Genomic DNA, 17,317 nt, shown 5'->3' with positions numbered 1-17,317 from the left:
AGGAACCGGCCCGTGGCCCTCACCACGGCGCCCGGCCGGACCCCACGAACCGGACCGGCCGGCCCCCGCCCCCCACGGCGCGGGGCCGGCCGGGCCCGGCTCGGTGAGGGCCTGGCAGGGTACGTCTTCCTCTCGCCCTGGCTCATCGGACTGATGGGCATCACGGCGATCCCGATGCTGCTCTCGCTCTGGCTGAGCTTCACCGACTACGACATCCTCACCCCGCTGTCCGAGGTGCGCTGGGTCGGGCTGGCCAACTACGAGCGGATGTTCACCGCCGACCCGTCGTACTGGCACGCGGTGCGGGTCACGCTGACGTTCGCGCTGGTCGCCGTGCCGCTGAAGCTCGCCGCCGCGCTCGGCGTCGCGCTGCTGCTCAACCGCGCCTGGCGCGGCGTCGGGCTGTTCCGCGGCCTGTTCTACCTGCCGTCGCTGCTCGGCGGCAGCGTGGCGCTCGCCATCGTCTGGGTCAACATGTTCAACCGGGACGGCGCGTTCAACTCGTTCCTCGCGCTGTTCGGCATCGAGGGGCTGCCCTGGGTCGCCGACCCGGACTGGGCCCTGCAAACGCTCATGGTGCTGGCCATCTGGCAGTTCGGCGCGCCCATGGTGATCTTCCTGGCCGGGCTCAAGCAGGTCCCCACTGAGCTGTACGAGGCGGCGGCCGTGGACGGCGCCGGGGTGTGGCGGCGCTTCCGCGCGGTCACCCTGCCGATGCTCTCCCCGGTGATCTTCTTCAACCTGGTGCTGGAGACCATCCACGGCTTCCAGGGCTTCACCGCCGCGTTCGTGCTCAGCAACGGCACCGGCGGCCCGGTCGACTCCACCCTGATGTACACGCTGAAGCTCTACATCTCCGGCTTCACCGACCTGGAGATGGGCTACGCCTCGGCGATGGCCTGGGTGTTCCTGCTGGCCATCGCGCTCATCACCGCCGTGTTCTTCAGCACCGGCCGGTTCTGGGTGCACTACTCGGACGGAGGGGACGACTCATGACCGCGGTGACCGCCGTCGCCGGCCGCCGTCGCCCGCGCAACCGGCAGGCGCTGCGCCTGCTGGTGCTCGTGGCGATCGTGGCGGTGGTGCTCTACCCGCTGATCTGGATGCTCGGCACCTCGGTCAAGTCGCAGGCCGAGATCGTCAACAACATCGGCCTGCTGCCGGAGACGTTCACCCCCGGCAACTACGTCGACGGCTGGACCAACTTCGACGTCAGCTTCGGCCGGTTCTTCCTCAACAGCGCCATGGTCAGCCTGCTCACCGTGCTCGGCAACGCGCTGTCCTGCCTGCTCGCCGCGTACGCCCTCGGGCGGTTGCGGTTCCGGCTGCGCAAGATGTGGTTCGCCGTCATGATCGGCACCCTGCTGCTGCCCGGGCACGTGCTGATCGTCCCGCAGTACATCCTGTTCCGCAGCCTCGGCCTGGTCGGCGGCGACTGGCCGTACCTGCCGCTGCTCATCCCGCACTTCCTGGCCACCGAGGCGTTCTTCGTCTTCCTCATGGTGCAGTTCATGCGCGGCATCCCGCGCGAGCTGGACGAGGCCGCCAAGATCGACGGCGCCACGGCGTACGGCGTGTTCCGGCACGTGATCCTGCCGCTGAGCCGACCCGCGCTGGTCACCACCGCGATCTTCTCGTTCATCTGGACCTGGAACGACTTCTTCCGCCAACTGGTCTTCCTGTCCACCCTGGAGGACTACACCGTCCCGGTGGCGCTGACCCTGTTCATCGACTCGACGAGCCAGAGCGCGGTCGGCCCGATGTTCGCCATGTCCGTGCTGTCCCTGCTGCCGGTGTTCCTGTTCTTCCTCGCGTTCCAGCGGATGCTCGTCGAGGGCATCAACACCAGCGGGTTGAAGGGATGAGCGCCGACCGTCCCCGCCGGGACTGGCGGGACACCCTCGCCGAGGCGACCGACCTGGCGCTGCTCGGCTTCGCCGTGGCGGTGGCCGCGCTGCCGGTGCTCACGCTCGCCCCGGCCGTCGCCACGGCCGCCGCCGCGCTGCACGACCGCGCCGTCACCGGGAACTGGCCGGCGACGCGGACCACCCTCACCCGGTTCGGCCGCGCGCTGCCCGCCGGCCTCGCCGCCAGCGCCGTCGCGCTCACCGTCGCCGTCGCGCTCGGCGCCGACCTGCTCGCGCTCGCCACCGGCCGGGCACCCGGCGGCGGGCCCGCCCTGGCGGTCACCGCCGTCGTGGCCGCGGCCCTGCTCGGGTACGCCGGCCTGGTCGCCGTCGCGGTCGGGCGCACCGGCGGCCGGGGCTGGCGGGCCGCCGCCCGGCACGTGGCCCGCACCTGCCCGCAGCGGCCCGGCGCGTGGGCCGCCGCCGCCGGGACCTGCGGCCTGGCCGCGCTGCTCGCCGCGCTCGTCACCCCGGTAGCGGTGCCGATCCTCGGCGGCTACACCCTCGCCGCGCTGCACGCCATCGACGCCCGCCTCGCCGACCGTCCAGCGACCCCCGCCGGTGCCCTCGGCCGTCCGGCCGGCGCGCCGGAGCCGGCGGCGGCCCACCACCCGGCGGTCCGACCGGAGGCGTCGTGACCGCCGATCCCCGCGCTGCCGCCGCCGCGCCCGCCGCCGTTCCGGACGCGGCCCGGGCCGGCGTGCCGGACGCCGCCGCGAGTGGTGCGGAGCGGCTGGTCGTGGCCGGGGTGGAGGTGGCCCGCTACGTGGTCCACCCCGACCTGGACCCCCGGCACGGGCCCCGCCCCTACCTGCACCCGGTGCGGACCCGGGCCGGCGTCCCGGTCACCGACGCGCTCCCCGCCGACCACGTGTGGCACCTCGGCGCGTCCCTCGCCGTGCAGGACGTGGCCGGCGCCAACCTGTGGGGCGGCCGGACGTACGTGCGCGGCACCGGCTACACGTGGCGCGACGACCACGGCGTCATCGCCCACACCGGCTGGCGGGAGCGGGCCGCCGACCGCCTCGACCACGACCTGCAATGGCGGGACGCGGGCGGGCGGCCGTTGCTGCGCGAGCACCGCCGGCTGACCGCCGTCCCGGCCGGCGACGACGCCTGGTGGCTCGACCTGAGCGCCACCCTCACGTCCGCCACCGGCGGCGACGTCCACCTGGGCAGCCCGGCCACGAACGGCCGACCCGGCGGGGCCGGCTACGGCGGCTTCTTCTGGCGGGTCGCGGCCGGGCCGGAACCCCGGGTGCGCACCGTGGACGCCGCCGGCGAGGAGGCGGTCAACGGCTCGGCCGCGCCCTGGCTGGCGCTGCACGGCGGCGGGACCGGCGGCGCGTACACGCTCGTGTTCACCGGCCTCGGGCCCGGCGACAGGTGGTTCGTGCGGACCGCGATGTACCCGGGCGTCTGCGTCGCGTACGCCTTCGACCGGCCGGCGGTGGTCGCCGCCGGCCGCCCCCGCCACAACCGGCACCGCGTGCTCGTCGTCGACGGTCACCTCGATCCGGTGGACGTCCCGGCCCGGCTCGCCGCGAAGCCCGCCCCGTGACCGGGCCGGAGGTCGCCTGCGTGGGCGAGACCATGGTGGTGCTGACCCCCGACGACGGCGGTCCGCTGGAACACGCCGCCCGGCTCACCGTCGGCGTGGGCGGCGCGGAGTCCAACGTGGCGATGGGGCTGGCCCGGCTCGGCCACCGCGCGGCCTGGCTCAGCCGGGTCGGCGACGACCCGTTCGGCCGCCGGGTGCTCGCCGAGATCGCCGCGGCCGGGGTGGATGTCTCCCTGGTCACGGTCGACCCGGCCGCGCCGACGGGCGTCTACCTCAAGGACCCCGGCCCGGCCGGCACCCGGGTCCACTACCACCGGGCCGGGTCCGCGGCGAGCTGCCTCGGCGCGGCGGACCTCACCGACCCCCGGCTGGCCGGCGTCCGGCTGCTGCACCTGTCCGGGATCACCGCCGCGCTCTCCGACTCCTGCCACGGGCTGCTCGCGCACGCGCTGACCGGGCGGGCGCTGCCCGACGCCCGGGTCGTCTTCGACGTGAACCACCGGCCCGCGCTCTGGCCCGCCGACCGGGCCGCCCCGATCCTGCGCGACCTGGCCGACCGCGCCGACGTGGTGCTCGTCGGGCTGGACGAGGCGGCGACGCTCTGGGGCAGCGCCGACCCGGCCGCCGTCCGCGACCTGCTGCCCGGACCCGAACTGGTGGTGGTCAAGGACGGGCCGGTCGGCGCGACCGCGCTGCCGCGTACCGGGCCGGCGGTCTTCGTGCCGGCGCCGCAGGTGGACGTGGTGGAGCCGGTCGGCGCCGGGGACGCCTTCGCCGCCGGTTTCCTCGCCGGACTGCTGCGCGAGGTTGACCTGAGATCGTGCCTGCGGTTGGGTCACCTCACCGCGGCGCCGGTGCTGGCCGCGCCGGGCGACACCGCGCCACCGCCGGACCCGGCGCGGATCGCCCGGGCGCTGGCGCTGACCGATCGGGACTGGGCGACGCCGGCACGGCGACGCGACGGAGGGAGCGGCACATGAGCGCACACGACTTCGCACCACTGTTCGGCGACGCGCGGGTGATGGTGATCCTGCGCGACCTGCCGCCGGAGGAGACGGTCCGCCTCGCCGAGCTGGCCTGGGACCTCGGCATCGACGTGGTGGAGGTGCCGATCCGCACCCCGGGGGCGGTGCCCGCGCTGCGCGCCGCCGTCACCGCCGGGCGGCGCCGGGACCGGATCGTCGGCGCCGGCACGGTCCGCAGCCCTGCCCAGGTCCGCCAGGCGATGAGCGCCGGGGCGGCGTTCACCGTCGCCCCGGGCCTCGACCTGACCGTCGCGGACACGGCCCGCGGCTACGGCATCCCGCACCTGCCCGGCGTGGCCACCCCCACCGAGGCGCAGCGGGCGCTCGACCACGGCCTGTTCTGGCTCAAGGCGTTCCCGGCGGTCAGCCTGGGCCCGGCCTGGTTCCGGGCGGTCGCCGGGCCGCTGCCGGAGGCCCGGTTCGTGGCCACCGGCGGCATCGACGCCGGCAACGCGGGCGACTTCCTGGCCGCCGGGGTGCGCGTGGTGGCGGTCGGCTCGGCGCTCACCGACCCGGCCCAACTCCCGCGCCTCGCCGCGCTCGCCACCGGCGACCCGGTCACCTGACCGTGCGGCCGGACGTGGTGGCGGTGGTGCGGATCGCCTTCACGATCGCCGGGGTCGAGCCGATCAGCAGCACCAGCGCCCAGATCAGCGCCACCACGGCGAACACCACCGCGCCCAGGTCGTCGAGGATGCTGACCAGGATCACCGGCAGCAGGCCGTGCAGGAACTGCAACACCACCGTGCACAGCAGCGTGGTCAGCGCCAGCAGCACCAGCCCCTTGTTGCGCAGGAAACGCGGCTGGGCGGCCAGCAGCAGCCCGGCCCAGACCAGCTTGAGCAGCAGCACCAGCCCGAGCAGCACGGCCGCGTCACCGACCGGGAAGAACCCCCACACCGCCAGGTACGCGAGCGTGCCGAACGGAGGCGCCAGGAACAGCGAGACCATCACCGTCAGCTCCACGAACGCGACGATCAGCAGGACCAGCGACACCAGCAGCAGCACGATCGAGAAGACGAGCGTGGCGACGCCCTGCACCCGACCCTGGACCCGGTCCGGCAGCACCAGGCTCACCGCGAACAGCCCGGTGGTCCAGAGCGCCACCACGTCGATGAGCGCGAGATAACCGGTGCCCCGGCCGGACGGCTCGGCGACCCCGCCCACGTCGCCCAGCTCCACGCCGAGCTGACCGGCGCTGTCCCGCAGCGCGGCACCCGCGTCCCCACCGCCGGTCAGCGCCGCCGCGCCCCACTCCACCCCGACCACGAGCGCCACCGCCAGCAACGCCAGCAGCAGGAACGGCTTGCGTAGCTCACCCATGTCGCGCCCCCTCCCGGGCGGGCCCGGTCAGGACCGGGCGACCGTGACCGCGCACCCGCCACCTCCCGGGCACCGCAGGACCACCTCGGTTTCCCGGTCCACCGCCACCTTCGCCACCGGCACGCCGTCCGGCCCGAGCGTGACCTGGTCGGTGACGGTGACGTCCGCGTCACCGGGCGCGCGGGCCGTCACCTCGAACGGCGGCCCGCCGCGCAGCACGAGCGTGCGCAGGCCACCCGGATCGGCGACCCGCAGCCGGCAGGCGGCGTCGAAGCGGACCACCACCCCGTCGGCGGTGGTGGTCGGCGCGGCGGCCGGCGGCACACACGCCACGGTCACCGTCGCCGGGTCCACCGCGCCGGCGCCGCGCCCGAGCCGGCCCAGCGGGCCCGGCCCGGCGGCCGGGTCGCCCGGACCGTCCCGCCGCCCGGCCACCGCCACCAGCCAGAGCGCCACCAGCAGCCCGGCCAGCGTGACGAGCAGCACCTTCTGCCGCCCGGTCATGGCCGGGAGACCGGGGTGAACCGGATCAGGTCCACCCCGGCGAAGTAGCCGTCGGTGCCCTGGGTCTTGCTCACCGCCACGAGCGTCAGCGTGTGCGGCCCCCGGGCCAGCTCCACCGTGTCCACGTCCAACTCGTCGGTGCGCACCACGGTCGGGGTGAAGCCGAAGAACGTGTCGCCGACCTGCCGCCCGTCCACCAGCCAGATGGTGTTGGCGTAGTCGTACGACGTGACGCGCACGGTGGAGAACCGCCAGGTGCCGTCCGCCGGCAGGTCCACCGACACGGTCACCCGGTCGCCGACGGCCCGGCCCAGGAAGAAGAGCTGCTTGTCACCGGAGAAGACCACGTCGCAGCAGTTGTCCTGCGCCACCACCGCCGCCTTCGTGGCGCTCTTCGACGTCACCTCGGCGCCGGCGACGAGCGTCTCCGCCTCCACCGCCACCGGCTGCACCGCCGGCGCGGGGGGCGTGTCCGGGCCGCGGGTCACCAGCCACCCCACCACGCCGGCCACCACCAGCAGCAGCGCCGCCGCGGCGGCCACCCACGGCCACGGCGAGGGCTTCGGCCGCTCGACCGCCCGCACGTCGTACGTCACCCGGCCGCTGGACCGGGAACTCTCCTCCGGCGCGGTGTTCGCCGAGTACGCGAACCCGGCCATGTCGTAGCGCCGGGGTGGGGTGCCGGGCGGCACGGCGAGCCGGACCAGGACCGACACCGACCCCTGCCCGGGCACCACGCGCTGCGGCTCGGTCACCGTGAACCAGGCGCGCTGGCTGCCCTCCCCGGGGGCGACGTCGAACACCACGGTGTCCGGCGCCGCCCCCGGGTTCGACACGGTGAAGGTCAGCTCACCGGCGTTGCGGGCGTCCAGGGTGAACTGTTCGGCGGCGGCGGCGACGGTCCATTCGGTGGTCATGACGACTCCTCGGGCGGGTCGTGGGGCGGGGGGGAGGGCACGTGCGCCCGGCCGACCGCGCGTACCGGGTCGGGCGGGGGTGGGCCGGCGGGCGGGCCGGCCGGATGCGCGGGCGGCGCCGGAGCCGCGGGCGACGGCGGGCCGGCGGGCGGACCGGCCGCGTCGGCCGGCGCGGCGACCACCTCGACGGTGACCGCGGCCGGCTTCTCCGCCTCGACGATCCGGGTGACGAGCGCCAGCCGGTCCGCGGCGGCCGGCGGCACGCGCACCACCAGGTGGAACGGCCGCTCCGCCGGCTCGTCCAGGACGAACCCGGTCACCCCGGTGGCCAGCTCCAACGCGGTGCGCATCCCGTACGGGGTGCCCCGCCAGCGGGCCAGCAGCGCGCCGTGCGCCACCAGGTCGCGCAGCCGGCCCACCGGCAGCGGCAGCGGCGCGTCCGCGCGCGGCGCGGCGACCACGTGGTCCATCGCCACCCACCGGCTCAGGTACGCCACGAACCCGTCCGCCGTCCGGTACGGCCCGAACAGCGCGTCGACGTCGGCGAGCACCGCCTCGTCCGGGGCGTGCAGCGCCTCCATCACGTCCAGCAGCGCGCCCAGCACGCTGCCCGGGCCGGTGGCCCGCTGGTACGCGGCCGGCAGCAGCCGCTCAATCGCCGCTCGACGCATCCTGCCGCACCACCTCGATGTCGTGCTCGCCGGAGCAGAGCAGCCAGGTGCCGGGCACGGTGACCACGTCGGCGGTGGCCTGGTTGGCGCTGGCCGCCCAGTCCTCGCCGTCGCCGCTGCGGTACACGCCGCGTTCGCCGCCGGCCAGCACCAGCCGCCCGACGCCGCCGGCCGGCGCGGTGGCGGCGATCGCGTCCACCGGGGAGAACCGGGTCCGGTCCCGCAGCGGCAGACCGCAGTTGACCATCACCGACCGCCACTGCGGCTGCCCGGCGAGGGTGTCCAGCCGGACCACCCCGCCGCTCTGCGTGGCGGCCAGCGCCAGTGGGCCGCTGAACGCGAGGTCCCGGCAGGTGCCGCCGATCCAACCGGCGGACATCGACTGCCACTGCACGTCGGACTCGAACAACCGGGTGCGGTGGGCGCCCTGGCCGGGTTTCTTCGGGTCCGGCTCGCCTGCGCCGCACCACAGCAGCGTGGCCGGGCCGTCGTACTGCACCGCGAGGACCCGGTTGTCCACGTTGGCCAGGCCCACGTGGGTGAACGTGCCGGGGCGGCCGGCGGCGGTGGACAGGTAGACCCCGTACCCGGCCTGCGCGGCGACCGCCACCCCGGGCGCGCCGCGTTCGGAGACGAACGACCGCACCGCGTAGAAGCCCCGGTCGGCGTCGGCCGGGTCGACCAGGATCTGCAACGGCACCGCGCCGGGCAGCAGCGGCACCTCGTAGAGACCCGCGTCGGTGGCCAGCAGCAGCGCGCCGCTGCCGTCCCGGTCGATCCAGGCCAGGTCGCGCACCCCGGCCTCCAGGTCGGTCAGCAGCGTCCAGCTCTCACCCAGGTCGGTGCTCAGCCGCACCCGGGACCCGCCGGCGTCGCGGGCGGTCACCACCGCCACCGAGCCGGCCCGGGGCACCACGCCGGGGCGGACCGGGGCGGGCGCGGGGGCCACCCGCACCACCGTCTCGTCGTCGAACCGGCCGGCCGGCTCCCAGCCCGCGCCCGCGTCGGTCGACCGGAACAGCACCGGCCCCCGCCCGGCGTACCAGGTGCCCGGCTGGTACTGGTCCACCGCGACGGTGCGGACCTGCGCGTCCGGCGCCTCGTCCACCACGAACCGCACCGACTCGACGTAGCGCACGCCCGGCTCGGCGTGCTCGAGCATCCGGTAGACGTTCGAGGCCCGCAGCGGCTCGCCGAACGCCCAGCCGGCCGGGTTGAGCGGCGTGGGCAGCGGGCTGAGCGTCTGGTGCAGCCGGTCGTGGATGCGGCGGCGGACCGCGTCGACGTCCTCCTCGCGACGCACCACCACCCGGGCCCGGACCGAGACCGCCTTGTAGCGTGCCCAGCCGGCGCGCACCGCCGTACCGAGCGCCCGGCGTCGCTCCAGGTCGGCCTCGACCCGGCGGCGGGCCTCCTCGACCTCGTGCTCGCGCAGCACCGCCACCGGCAGCCGGCCGCCGGGGCGGGCCGCCTCCGGCACGTACGGCACCAGCACCACCTCCACCTCGCCGGGGCGGGCGAAGCTGTAGACGGCGGCCCGGGTGAACGCGCGGGCCCGCGCCACCGCGCCGGAGCCGGTGGCGAGGATCTCGAAGTCCCGCGCGGTCACCGCGCGCTGCTGGGCGAAGAACTCGTACGGCCCGCGGGCCAGCACCGACTCCAGCGACTCCAGTTCCCGCCCGCCGGTGGCCGGCGCCGGGTTGTCCACCCGCAGCCCCGGCAGCGGGTCCCGCAGGCTGGTCAGCACCCCGGCGGCCACGTTCCCGGCCGGCCCGCCGCCGCACCGGTACCAGAGCCGCACCTGCCGCCCGGCCGGCGGGACCGCCGCCACCGTCGTCACCCCGGCCGTCCCCTCGGCGGCCGGGACGCTCCCGGGCCCGGTCCCGGCGTCCGTCCCGGTCCCGGCGTCCGGCCCGGTCTGGGCGGGCGGGACCGGGCGCAGGTCCAGCGCCGGGGCGAACGTGACCACCCCGGAGGCCCGGTCGACCAGGTAGACCTTGGCCTGCGGGCCGAGACCGGCGAAGCTGTCCACCGGCCGCCAGATCTCGTACGTGCGGCCCTCGTGCTCCCGGGCCGCGGCGCCCAACTCCACCGAACCGGTCGGCACCTCCACCCCGAGCAGCAGGTCCAGCGCCTCGGTGGTGCGGGTCAGCGGCGCGCGGGCGGCCCGGAACGTCTGCCCGGGCTGACCGGTGCCGGTGCCCAGCAGCTCCGCCTCGACCGGCTCGCAGTGGTGCACCCGTACCGTCACCTCGGTCTCGCCGGCGGGCAGCAGGGCCGGCTCGGTGGTCACGAAGACGACCGGCCGGGGATCGGCGCCACGGGCGGCGGCGACCCGGGTGCCGGCCGGCACCCGGACCGGGCCGCGATCGGCGCCGGTGCGGGTGAGGCGCACGTCCGCCCAGGCCGCCGCCGGCGGGTGCCGGGTCGCGCCGAGCAGGTTCAGGAACGCGACGTACGCCTTCTCCGGCAACTGGTTCAGCCGGTAGATCATCACCTCGGTCAGGTAGGCGAACGCCTCCAGCAACGCCATTCCCGGGTCGTGCGCGGACAGGTCCGTCCAGTCCGGGCAGGAGCGGCGGATCCGCTCCCGGGCCTCGGTGACCAGGTCGAGGAAGGCGCGGTCGTCCAGGTGCGGCACCGGCAGCGTCATGAGATGGCCCCCTCTCCGGTCCGGTCGGCCGGGTCGTCGTCGAGGTCGGCGTCGGGCGGCAGCAGGTCGACGGAGAACACCAACTGGCCGGGGGAGAGGCTGGCCCGCACCCGGTAGTCCAGCCGGATCACCAGGCGCCACGGGTCGTCCGGGTCCGGCCCGGCGTCCACGTCCAGCACCTCGACCCGCGGCTCCCACCGCCGGATCGCCTGCCGGACATAGTGGATGGCCAGGCCGGCGGTGGTGTCGTCGTTCGGCGCGAAGATCAGCCGGTGCAGCCGCGACCCGTACCCCGGACGCATCAGCCGCTCGCCCGGGGTGGTGGACAGCAGCAGGCACAACGCCTGGCGTACCGTCTCGTCCCCGTCGGTCATGGCGAGCCCGCCGGCGGCGGTCAGCGCGAGACCACCGGCGCGGCCCGCGTCGAAGCCGGCGCCCACGAACCGGAAGGCCCTCATCCGTCCGCCCCCAGGAAGCTCTGCCGCGGGTCGCGGACCTGGTGGTGCACCGTTCCCGGCGGGGTTCCGTCGGTCAGGCCGTCCAGGTGCGACAGCACCACCGGTTGCCGGTCCACCCGCACCCAGGCGCTGTAGCCGACGGTCACGGTCCTGGTGTGCAGGCAGGGTTTGATCGTCGGGCCGTAGTTCGGGCAGGCGGTGATGTCGCGCTCCTCCGGGTCGGGCCGCACCAGCACCGGTACGCCCCGCACGCGCACCCACCGCTGCGACGGGCGGTTCGCCACCCGCCCGTCGTGTCCGCAGGTGATCAGCGAGTCGCGATGGATCCAACGCATCAGCCACCTCCGGCGGAGCGGGCGAGGGTACGGGCCTGGGCGGCGGCGGTCCCGGTGTCCTCGGCCGCCGGGGCGTGCAGGAAGTCGACGGTCTTCGCGCGCACCACCACGGCCCGACCCGGCGCGGACAGCACCAGGTCACCGGCCGCGTGCACGGTGGTCAGCTCGGGCCGCAGCTCGACGAAACTGCCCGCGTCGGTGGCCAGCCGCAGCGTGCGCCCGTCGTCGTCGATCACGATCGACTGGCCGGTGCCGGTCCGCACCGACCACCGCCGGGACCGCCCGGAGACGATCCCCGCGTCGTACGGCTCGACCGCGCCGAACAGCGAACCGAGCACCACGCCCGACGCCGGCTCGCCGCCGGGCAGCGCCACCAGCACGGTGTCGTCCGGGTCGGGCAACGCGACGATCCCCTTGCCCCGGCCCGCGCCCGGGCAGGCCACGGCGAGCCAGCCGGCGTCCAGATCGCCGTACGCGGGCAGCGTCACCCGGGCCCGGCCCAGCCCGTCCGGGTCGTCGACGTCGGTGACCGTGCCGAGGGTGACCGTGGCCGCCGGGGGCGCGGCCACCGGGGGCGGCTCCGGCGGGGCGGTGCGGAACCGGGTCAGGTGGCCCTCGGCGTCCACCGTGTGCACCACGTCGGTGAGCACGTACACGCCGGCCACCGGATCCGGGACCCCGGCCAGCGCGATCCGCCGGCCCGGCCGCAACGCCGGATCGCCCTCGGCCGTGCCCTCGACGGTGACAAGTGACGCGACCCGGGCGTCCAACCCGGCCTGGGCCAACGCCGCCAGCTCGTCGTCGCTGCGCCCGGGCTGGTCCACGGCGGTACGCACCCCGTCCGCGCCGACGTCGCCCGGCGCCGGGCGCAACGCGATCCGTCGCCCGCTGCGCGCCTCGCCGGCCCGCTGGCCCAGCGGCTCGGCGCGCTGCGGATGCCAGCCCAGCGCGGCGCACTCCCCGCCGGCCCGGTCCAGGTTCTCGCTGACCCGCAGCGCGTGCACGGTCTCACCGAGCGTCAACGGCACCGGCTCGCCGTGACCGTCCAGGGTGAGCAGCCGCAGCCGGTCGCCGTCCACGCTCAGGTGCAGCCCGGCCCGGCCGGCCACCTCGCACAGCAGCTCCAGATCGGTGTGCCGGTGCTGGAGCAGCCGGTCCAGGCGCGGCCCGTCGGCCTCGGCGGCCACCCGCAGACCCAGCCCGGCGCACAGCTCCCCGGCCAGCTCGGCGGCCGTCACCGACTCGAACACCCGCAGCTCCTGACGCTTGCGCAGCCGGTGCAGCGGGTCGTACGCCCGGATCCGCAGCAGCGCGGCGCCGTCGCCCGCGTACTCCACCTCCACGGCGGTCACCTCGCCGGTGAACAGGGCCTCCGCTGCGCCGTCCAGGCGTACGTCGAGGGCGGCGCCGGGGCGTACCGGCGGGTCCAGGGCGCCGGCGCCGGGCGCGGCGGCCAGGGTCACCTCGCACTGCGTCGGCACGTCCAGCCGGGCGGCCACCCGGATCCCGCGCAGCCGGGCCGGGTCGGCCGGCGGCCGACCGTCCACGGTCACCGTCGCGGCCCGGTTCACGGCGTACCTCCGGTGATCGTGGCGTCCGGCGGTGGCGCGGCCGGGGGGACGGCGAGGGCGGTGCCGGACGGCACCGCCAGCGGGTCGGTGATCCGGTTGTGCTCGGCCAGCAGCCGCCAGCGCAGCGGCGAACCCAACGCGTCGTGGGCGAGCAGGTCGAACCGCACCCCGGACCAGCCCGGCTCGGCCGCGCCGTCCGCGGCGGCGACCACCGCGGAACCGGGCGCCACGCTGGGCGTGCTCGCCGCGGCCAACTCCTCCTCGAATCCGGCGCGGGCCGCCTCGGCGGTCTCCGCCACCCGGACCAACCGCAGGCGCAGCCAGGAGCGGCGTGGCGTGCCGGTGAGCGTGAACGCGTCGAAGCGCTCCGCGATCGCCGCGATCACGCCCGGCACGTTCCAGGTCTTGCCCCACACCAGCCGCACCAGCGGCGGACGGGGCCAGCCGTGCTCGACCGCCGAGTTCTCGGCCAGCATCCACAGCGGGCGGGTCAGCGCGCGGACGTCCTCGGGGCGGGCCGGGGACTCCACGAAGTCGACGTCGAAGAGCAGGTCCAGCACCAGCTCGGTACGCCCGCCGCCGGTGAACACCAGCGGGTCGTCGGCCAGGCCGGCACCGGTCAGCGGCCCGTCCGGGCCGCCCCGCGGGCGTACCCCGGCCAGCCGGGTGACCCGCACGGTCTCCGGGTTGAGCAGGCAGTCGACCCGGGTGCCGGACTCGTCCACGAGGAAGGCGACGCGCTCCATCAGCCACCCGCCTGTTCCCGGTCCAGCCGGGCCGCGTCACCCCACGGGGCCGACCGCGCCGCCGCCCGCGCCGCCGGGTCGTCGGGCAGCGCCGGCCACGGATCCCGGGCGGGCGTCACCACGGACTGGTCCGGCAGCGCCGGCCACGGCCCCGGGCGTACGTCCCGCTCCCCACCGCCCGTCGTCGGGTTCGGGTGCGTTTCTTGTCGTCCTGACGACGACAGACGCACCCAAACCCGGTCGTGCCCCGGCGCGTCGGCCGACCCGGACCCGGTGTGGGCGGCCCGCGTGCCCCGGTGCGCCGGGGTGAGCGGATGATCGGGCGCGAACCACAGCGGCCCGGGATCCGTCGCCGGGTACGCGCCGCCCGCCGACGTCCCGGCGGCCATGCCTGCCGCCGATCCAGCGCTGCCGCCGGTCCCGCCCCGACCTCGGCCGGCGCGCTCCCGGTCGACGGCTCGGCCCGCGTCAGCCGCGCTCCGTCCGGACCTCGTCGCGTTCGTGTGCGTCCCGGTCGTGCCCGTCCCGTTCGCGCTCAACCCGTTCGCGCCCGACCCGGTCGGGTTCGACGGAGCGGTTGATCCCGCGGTCCCGGACCGTGCGCCGGTCGGATCCGGTGCGCCGGCCCGACCGTCCGGGTGTGCTCCCGCGACGGTGGCGGGCGAGGAGTACGCCCCGGCGACACCCGGTCGGGTTGCCGCGCCGGTCGTCACCGGCCCTGGGCTGTGCCATGGCGTGCCCGCTGGTCCTGGGCCGTGCCATGCCGCGCCGGAACCGGCTGGTCCTGGGCCGTGCCATGCCGCCCCGGAACCGGCTGGTCCTGGGCCGTGCCATGGCGTGCCCGCCGGTCCCGGGCCGTGCCATGCCGCCCCGGAACCGGCTGTTCCTGGCGCGGGCCATGGCGTGCCCGCGCCCGTTTGTCCGGCGCTGTGCCACGCCGGTCCGGCGGCCCGAGCGCCGTCCCAGGCTGGGCCGGGTGGCCCCGCCGCTCGTGCGCCGTGCCACGGTGGTCCCGCGACTGTCCTCGTCCGGCCCGCGCCGGATCGCGCCGGAGCGGCGCCGACCGCCGAGGTCCCGGGGTGCGGGGCGTCGAGAAGATCGTCGGGCGCGGCACCGGTCTCGCCGGAACGCCACCCCGAGCCGGTAAGGCCGTCCCAGGATCGACCCGACTGGACAGGGCCGGCGAATCCGCCGGACGGTCCCGCACCGCCCGGACCGTACGCAGCGCCCGGCCCGCCGTGGTGACCGGGCGACGTGCCCGCCGGATCGTGGACGGCATCCGCGCGCGACCCCGCGCCACCGCGACCCTCGGACCAGCCGGCCGTGGCGGAGGCACCGGCGACGAGCCACGCCACCGCCTCCCGCCACCGCCGCAGCACCTCGCCCACGAGCCACAACCCGCCCCGAGCCCCCCGCCCCTCGCCCCACCCCCTTCCCCGCCCCGACCGGCCACCCTGCCCCGACGGGCCACCCCGCCCCGTACCGAAATATGAGTTTTCCGTCCCACCCCTCGGAAGCCCGAGTAGATCTTGGTAGGAAACGGCCCCTGGAGGGGCCATTTCGTACCAAGATCTGGACGGCTCGCCCGCGGACCCTGCGGTGATCAAGGAGTTTGCGTCGGGAACGAGGTCGGAGCGGACACCAACTCCTTGATCACGGTCGGCGGCGTGGGTGAGGTCGTGGAGGAGGCCGGGGGCGTGGGCGGCGACCAGGCGGAGCCAGTGCTCCGGTGGCTCGCCGGGACGACGGGGGAGCGGGTCGGTCGGGAGCGGGTCGGCGGGGAGGCGGTTGGCCGGGCGCGGGTCGGCGGGGAGACGATCGGCCGGGCGTGGGGCGGGTGCGGGCGGGGGACCGGCGGGGGCGGTCAGGCGGTCGGCGGTGGCCCGCAGGGCGCGGGCCAGCCGGTCACGCGGTAGCCGGGGCGGCGGCACTGCCGGACTCCAGCTCCAGCCCCTCGTACGCCAGGGTCAGCGCCTCGATGGCGATCTCCTGGGAGAGGGTGTTCAGGTGGGCGCCCCGCCACCGGGTCGGCCAAGCGTTGATCATGTTCCAGCGGAGCACCTCGGCGGTGCCGGCCGGGTCGAGCAGCACCACCGAGACGTTGCGCCGGTTGACCGTGCCCTTCGCCGCCGCGTTCACCCAGTCCCACAGCTCGCGGGCGTTGGTCAGGCCGAAGTGGAGGGTGACCGGGGCGTACTCGACCTGCCCGGGTACGGCGCGGATGCGCTCGTTGCCGGCCTCCCGGTAGGCGAGCGACGGTATCGCCACCTCGAAGCCGCTGACCTCGGTGAAGTGCCCGTTGGTGACGCCGTTGATGAGCAGCTTGAAGTGGTACGCCCGGTACGGGTCGACGGGCGCGCCCGGCTGCGGCGTGGCCGTGGTCGGCATGTCAGCCTCCGATCGTCTCGGTCTCGGTGCCGCCGGCCCACTGGCTCAGCTTGAACACCACGAACTCCGCGGGCTTGACCACCGCGATGCCGATGTGCGCCACCACCATCCCGGCGTCGCGTACGTCGGCCGGGTTGGTCTCCTCGTCGCACTTGACGAAGAACGCCTCCTCGGGCGTGCGGCCCAGCAGCGCGCCGTCGCGCCACACCCGGGTCAGGAACGCGCCGATGTCGCGCCGGATCGAGCGCCACAGCGTGAAGTCGTTCGGCTCGAACACCATCCAGCGGGTGCCGGCCGCGATGGCCTGCTCGATGGAGATGGAGAGCCGCCGCACGTTCAGGTAGCGCCACTCGCTGGCCTCGGCGGCGAGCGTACGGGCGCCCCAGAGCCGGATGCCCTCGCCGGCGAAGAACCGGATCACGTTGACGCCCTTGGGGTTGAGCACGTCGTGCTCCGGGCGGGTGACCCGGTACGCGAGGTCGACGGCGCCGCGTACCGGCTCGTTGGCCGGCGCCTTGTGCACGCCGCGCAGCGCGTCGGTGCGGGCCCAGATGCCGGCCACGTGCCCGCTCGGCGGGGTGAGCACGAGGTCGCCGCTGAGCGGGTCGCGGACCCGGATCCAGGGGAAGTAGAAGGTGGCGAAGTCGGACTGCCGGGGCCGGTCGCCGCCGGTGCCGGGCGCGTCGTCGTCGGCGTCCTTCGGCGTACCCTCGGCGGGTTTCCCGGACGCCGGCCCGGAGGACGACCCGGACGCGGGCCTGCCGGGCGTGGCGACCCGGGTGAGCCGGGAGACGTCGGCCACCTCGGGTGGCGGGTCGCAGATCGCCACCATGGTGCGCAACCGTTCGGCGGTGCTGATCAGTGCCTCGTGCGAGACCGGGTCGTGGTAGCCGGGCGCGGCCAGGATGGAGATCTCGTCGATCGCCTCCAGCACCTCCAGGCCGCCGCGTTGCCCGCGGGTGCCGGTGAGCTGGCCGCCCTCGCCGACGTTCACCACCCAGCAGCGGGTGCCGCCGTTGTCCAGGAAGCCGAACACGGCCCGGGCCAGCGGAGTGCTCTCCAGGTGCTCGCCGTCGGCGTAGAGGCGCAGGAAATCGGTCCAACTGTTGACCGCCTGCGGCCGGTCGACGTGGGCGGTCCGGTCCGGCGCGACCCCGACGAAGGCGGCGGTGCTCGTGCCGACCGGCCCGATCGGGCGGGCCCCGGAGGGCACCTCCTCGACGTAGATGCCGGGGGAGAAGTAGGTGGGCATCGGTCC

Annotated in this window: 19 protein-coding genes; 7 read left to right on the top strand and 12 right to left on the bottom strand. The window is 76.0% G+C overall.

The window, feature by feature from the left end; all coding sequences use genetic code 11:
- The first annotated feature begins 12 nt into the window (after positions 1-12).
- Genes O7619_RS20250 through O7619_RS20225 form a run of 6 tightly spaced genes read left to right on the top strand, consistent with a single transcriptional unit; the run spans position 13 to position 5,059 of the window.
- The gene (locus tag O7619_RS20250) at positions 13-996 is read left to right on the top strand and encodes a sugar ABC transporter permease (RefSeq protein ID WP_282282727.1); all 984 of its coding nucleotides are present in this window, start codon (positions 13-15) and stop codon (positions 994-996) included.
- Positions 993-1,865, top strand: coding sequence for a carbohydrate ABC transporter permease (locus tag O7619_RS20245; RefSeq protein WP_282282724.1), 873 nt, complete (start codon positions 993-995; stop codon positions 1,863-1,865). Before O7619_RS20250 ends, O7619_RS20245 begins: the two co-directional genes overlap by 4 nt.
- Positions 1,862-2,545: a hypothetical protein gene (locus O7619_RS20240; protein ID WP_282282721.1), complete on the top strand. Its 684-nt coding sequence runs from the start codon at positions 1,862-1,864 to the stop codon at positions 2,543-2,545. The genes O7619_RS20245 and O7619_RS20240 overlap by 4 nt, the downstream gene beginning before the upstream one ends.
- A complete protein-coding gene (locus O7619_RS20235; protein ID WP_282282719.1) occupies positions 2,542-3,468 on the top strand; it encodes a PmoA family protein in 927 nt (308 codons plus the stop codon). Before O7619_RS20240 ends, O7619_RS20235 begins: the two co-directional genes overlap by 4 nt.
- Positions 3,465-4,448, top strand: a complete 984-nt coding sequence (locus O7619_RS20230) for a sugar kinase (RefSeq protein WP_282282717.1) — start codon at positions 3,465-3,467, stop codon at positions 4,446-4,448. The genes O7619_RS20235 and O7619_RS20230 overlap by 4 nt, the downstream gene beginning before the upstream one ends.
- Positions 4,445-5,059: a bifunctional 4-hydroxy-2-oxoglutarate aldolase/2-dehydro-3-deoxy-phosphogluconate aldolase gene (locus O7619_RS20225; protein ID WP_282282715.1), complete on the top strand. Its 615-nt coding sequence runs from the start codon at positions 4,445-4,447 to the stop codon at positions 5,057-5,059. Before O7619_RS20230 ends, O7619_RS20225 begins: the two co-directional genes overlap by 4 nt.
- Here O7619_RS20225 and O7619_RS20220 read toward each other — a convergent pair.
- Genes O7619_RS20220 through O7619_RS20175 form a run of 10 tightly spaced genes read right to left on the bottom strand, consistent with a single transcriptional unit; the run spans position 5,052 to position 14,060 of the window.
- Positions 5,052-5,816 carry a hypothetical protein gene (locus O7619_RS20220; protein WP_282282713.1) on the bottom strand — a complete coding sequence of 255 codons (765 nt, stop codon included), beginning with the start codon at positions 5,814-5,816 and terminating at the stop codon, positions 5,052-5,054. The two genes, O7619_RS20225 and O7619_RS20220, sit on opposite strands and share 8 nt — an antisense overlap.
- Positions 5,817-5,843: 27 nt before the next feature.
- Positions 5,844-6,320 (bottom strand): hypothetical protein, encoded by a 477-nt coding sequence (locus tag O7619_RS20215; RefSeq protein ID WP_282282712.1) that lies wholly within the window; start codon positions 6,318-6,320, stop codon positions 5,844-5,846.
- Positions 6,317-7,237, bottom strand: coding sequence for a hypothetical protein (locus O7619_RS20210; RefSeq protein ID WP_282282710.1), 921 nt, complete (start codon positions 7,235-7,237; stop codon positions 6,317-6,319). The genes O7619_RS20215 and O7619_RS20210 overlap by 4 nt, the downstream gene beginning before the upstream one ends.
- Positions 7,234-7,908 (bottom strand): phage tail protein, encoded by a 675-nt coding sequence (locus O7619_RS20205; RefSeq protein ID WP_282282708.1) that lies wholly within the window; start codon positions 7,906-7,908, stop codon positions 7,234-7,236. Before O7619_RS20205 ends, O7619_RS20210 begins: the two co-directional genes overlap by 4 nt.
- The gene (locus O7619_RS20200) at positions 7,889-10,561 is read right to left on the bottom strand and encodes a putative baseplate assembly protein (protein WP_282282707.1); all 2,673 of its coding nucleotides are present in this window, start codon (positions 10,559-10,561) and stop codon (positions 7,889-7,891) included. Before O7619_RS20200 ends, O7619_RS20205 begins: the two co-directional genes overlap by 20 nt.
- Entirely contained in the window at positions 10,558-11,019 is a 462-nt protein-coding gene (locus O7619_RS20195) for a GPW/gp25 family protein (RefSeq protein WP_282282706.1), read from the bottom strand. The genes O7619_RS20200 and O7619_RS20195 overlap by 4 nt, the downstream gene beginning before the upstream one ends.
- On the bottom strand, positions 11,016-11,354 hold the full coding sequence (locus tag O7619_RS20190) for a hypothetical protein (RefSeq protein WP_282282705.1): 339 nt from the start codon (positions 11,352-11,354) through the stop codon (positions 11,016-11,018). The genes O7619_RS20195 and O7619_RS20190 overlap by 4 nt, the downstream gene beginning before the upstream one ends.
- Complete coding sequence (locus O7619_RS20185) at positions 11,354-12,925, bottom strand: phage baseplate assembly protein V (RefSeq protein WP_282282704.1); 1,572 nt, start codon at positions 12,923-12,925, stop codon at positions 11,354-11,356. The genes O7619_RS20190 and O7619_RS20185 overlap by 1 nt, the downstream gene beginning before the upstream one ends.
- On the bottom strand, positions 12,922-13,671 hold the full coding sequence (locus tag O7619_RS20180; RefSeq protein ID WP_282282703.1) for a hypothetical protein: 750 nt from the start codon (positions 13,669-13,671) through the stop codon (positions 12,922-12,924). Before O7619_RS20180 ends, O7619_RS20185 begins: the two co-directional genes overlap by 4 nt.
- Positions 13,671-14,060 (bottom strand): hypothetical protein, encoded by a 390-nt coding sequence (locus O7619_RS20175; RefSeq protein ID WP_282282702.1) that lies wholly within the window; start codon positions 14,058-14,060, stop codon positions 13,671-13,673. The genes O7619_RS20180 and O7619_RS20175 overlap by 1 nt, the downstream gene beginning before the upstream one ends.
- 1,278 nt (positions 14,061-15,338) lie before the next feature.
- Here O7619_RS20175 and O7619_RS20170 point away from each other — a divergent pair.
- Complete coding sequence (locus O7619_RS20170; protein ID WP_282282699.1) at positions 15,339-15,587, top strand: hypothetical protein; 249 nt, start codon at positions 15,339-15,341, stop codon at positions 15,585-15,587.
- Here the strand turns inward: O7619_RS20170 and O7619_RS20165 are convergent.
- Positions 15,577-16,059 carry a phage tail protein gene (locus O7619_RS20165; protein ID WP_091055932.1) on the bottom strand — a complete coding sequence of 161 codons (483 nt, stop codon included), beginning with the start codon at positions 16,057-16,059 and terminating at the stop codon, positions 15,577-15,579. The genes O7619_RS20170 and O7619_RS20165 overlap by 11 nt on opposite strands.
- A gap of 1 nt (position 16,060) precedes the next feature.
- Positions 16,061-17,311 carry a phage tail sheath subtilisin-like domain-containing protein gene (locus O7619_RS20160; RefSeq protein ID WP_282282697.1) on the bottom strand — a complete coding sequence of 417 codons (1,251 nt, stop codon included), beginning with the start codon at positions 17,309-17,311 and terminating at the stop codon, positions 16,061-16,063.
- Positions 17,312-17,317: the final 6 nt, after the last annotated feature.

This window comes from Micromonospora sp. WMMD998 (assembly GCF_029581235.1).
Classification (GTDB): Bacteria; Actinomycetota; Actinomycetes; order Mycobacteriales; family Micromonosporaceae; genus Micromonospora.
Note: the sequence above shows the minus strand (reverse complement) of the source record. Positions and strands in the feature narration are given on the sequence as shown.

Coding starts and splice junctions, on each gene's coding strand:
- O7619_RS20160 (WP_282282697.1), bottom strand. CDS start 17,311: ATGCCCACCTACTTCTCCCCCGGCATCTACGTCGAGGAGGTGCCCTCC.
- O7619_RS20180 (WP_282282703.1), bottom strand. CDS start 13,671: ATGGAGCGCGTCGCCTTCCTCGTGGACGAGTCCGGCACCCGGGTCGAC.
- O7619_RS20195 (WP_282282706.1), bottom strand. CDS start 11,019: ATGAGGGCCTTCCGGTTCGTGGGCGCCGGCTTCGACGCGGGCCGCGCC.
- O7619_RS20175 (WP_282282702.1), bottom strand. CDS start 14,060: ATGGCCGCCGGGACGTCGGCGGGCGGCGCGTACCCGGCGACGGATCCC.
- O7619_RS20210 (WP_282282710.1), bottom strand. CDS start 7,237: ATGACCACCGAATGGACCGTCGCCGCCGCCGCCGAACAGTTCACCCTG.
- O7619_RS20190 (WP_282282705.1), bottom strand. CDS start 11,354: ATGCGTTGGATCCATCGCGACTCGCTGATCACCTGCGGACACGACGGG.
- O7619_RS20215 (WP_282282712.1), bottom strand. CDS start 6,320: ATGACCGGGCGGCAGAAGGTGCTGCTCGTCACGCTGGCCGGGCTGCTG.
- O7619_RS20165 (WP_091055932.1), bottom strand. CDS start 16,059: ATGCCGACCACGGCCACGCCGCAGCCGGGCGCGCCCGTCGACCCGTAC.
- O7619_RS20240 (WP_282282721.1), top strand. CDS start 1,862: ATGAGCGCCGACCGTCCCCGCCGGGACTGGCGGGACACCCTCGCCGAG.
- O7619_RS20220 (WP_282282713.1), bottom strand. CDS start 5,816: ATGGGTGAGCTACGCAAGCCGTTCCTGCTGCTGGCGTTGCTGGCGGTG.
- O7619_RS20225 (WP_282282715.1), top strand. CDS start 4,445: ATGAGCGCACACGACTTCGCACCACTGTTCGGCGACGCGCGGGTGATG.
- O7619_RS20200 (WP_282282707.1), bottom strand. CDS start 10,561: ATGACGCTGCCGGTGCCGCACCTGGACGACCGCGCCTTCCTCGACCTG.
- O7619_RS20205 (WP_282282708.1), bottom strand. CDS start 7,908: ATGCGTCGAGCGGCGATTGAGCGGCTGCTGCCGGCCGCGTACCAGCGG.
- O7619_RS20245 (WP_282282724.1), top strand. CDS start 993: ATGACCGCGGTGACCGCCGTCGCCGGCCGCCGTCGCCCGCGCAACCGG.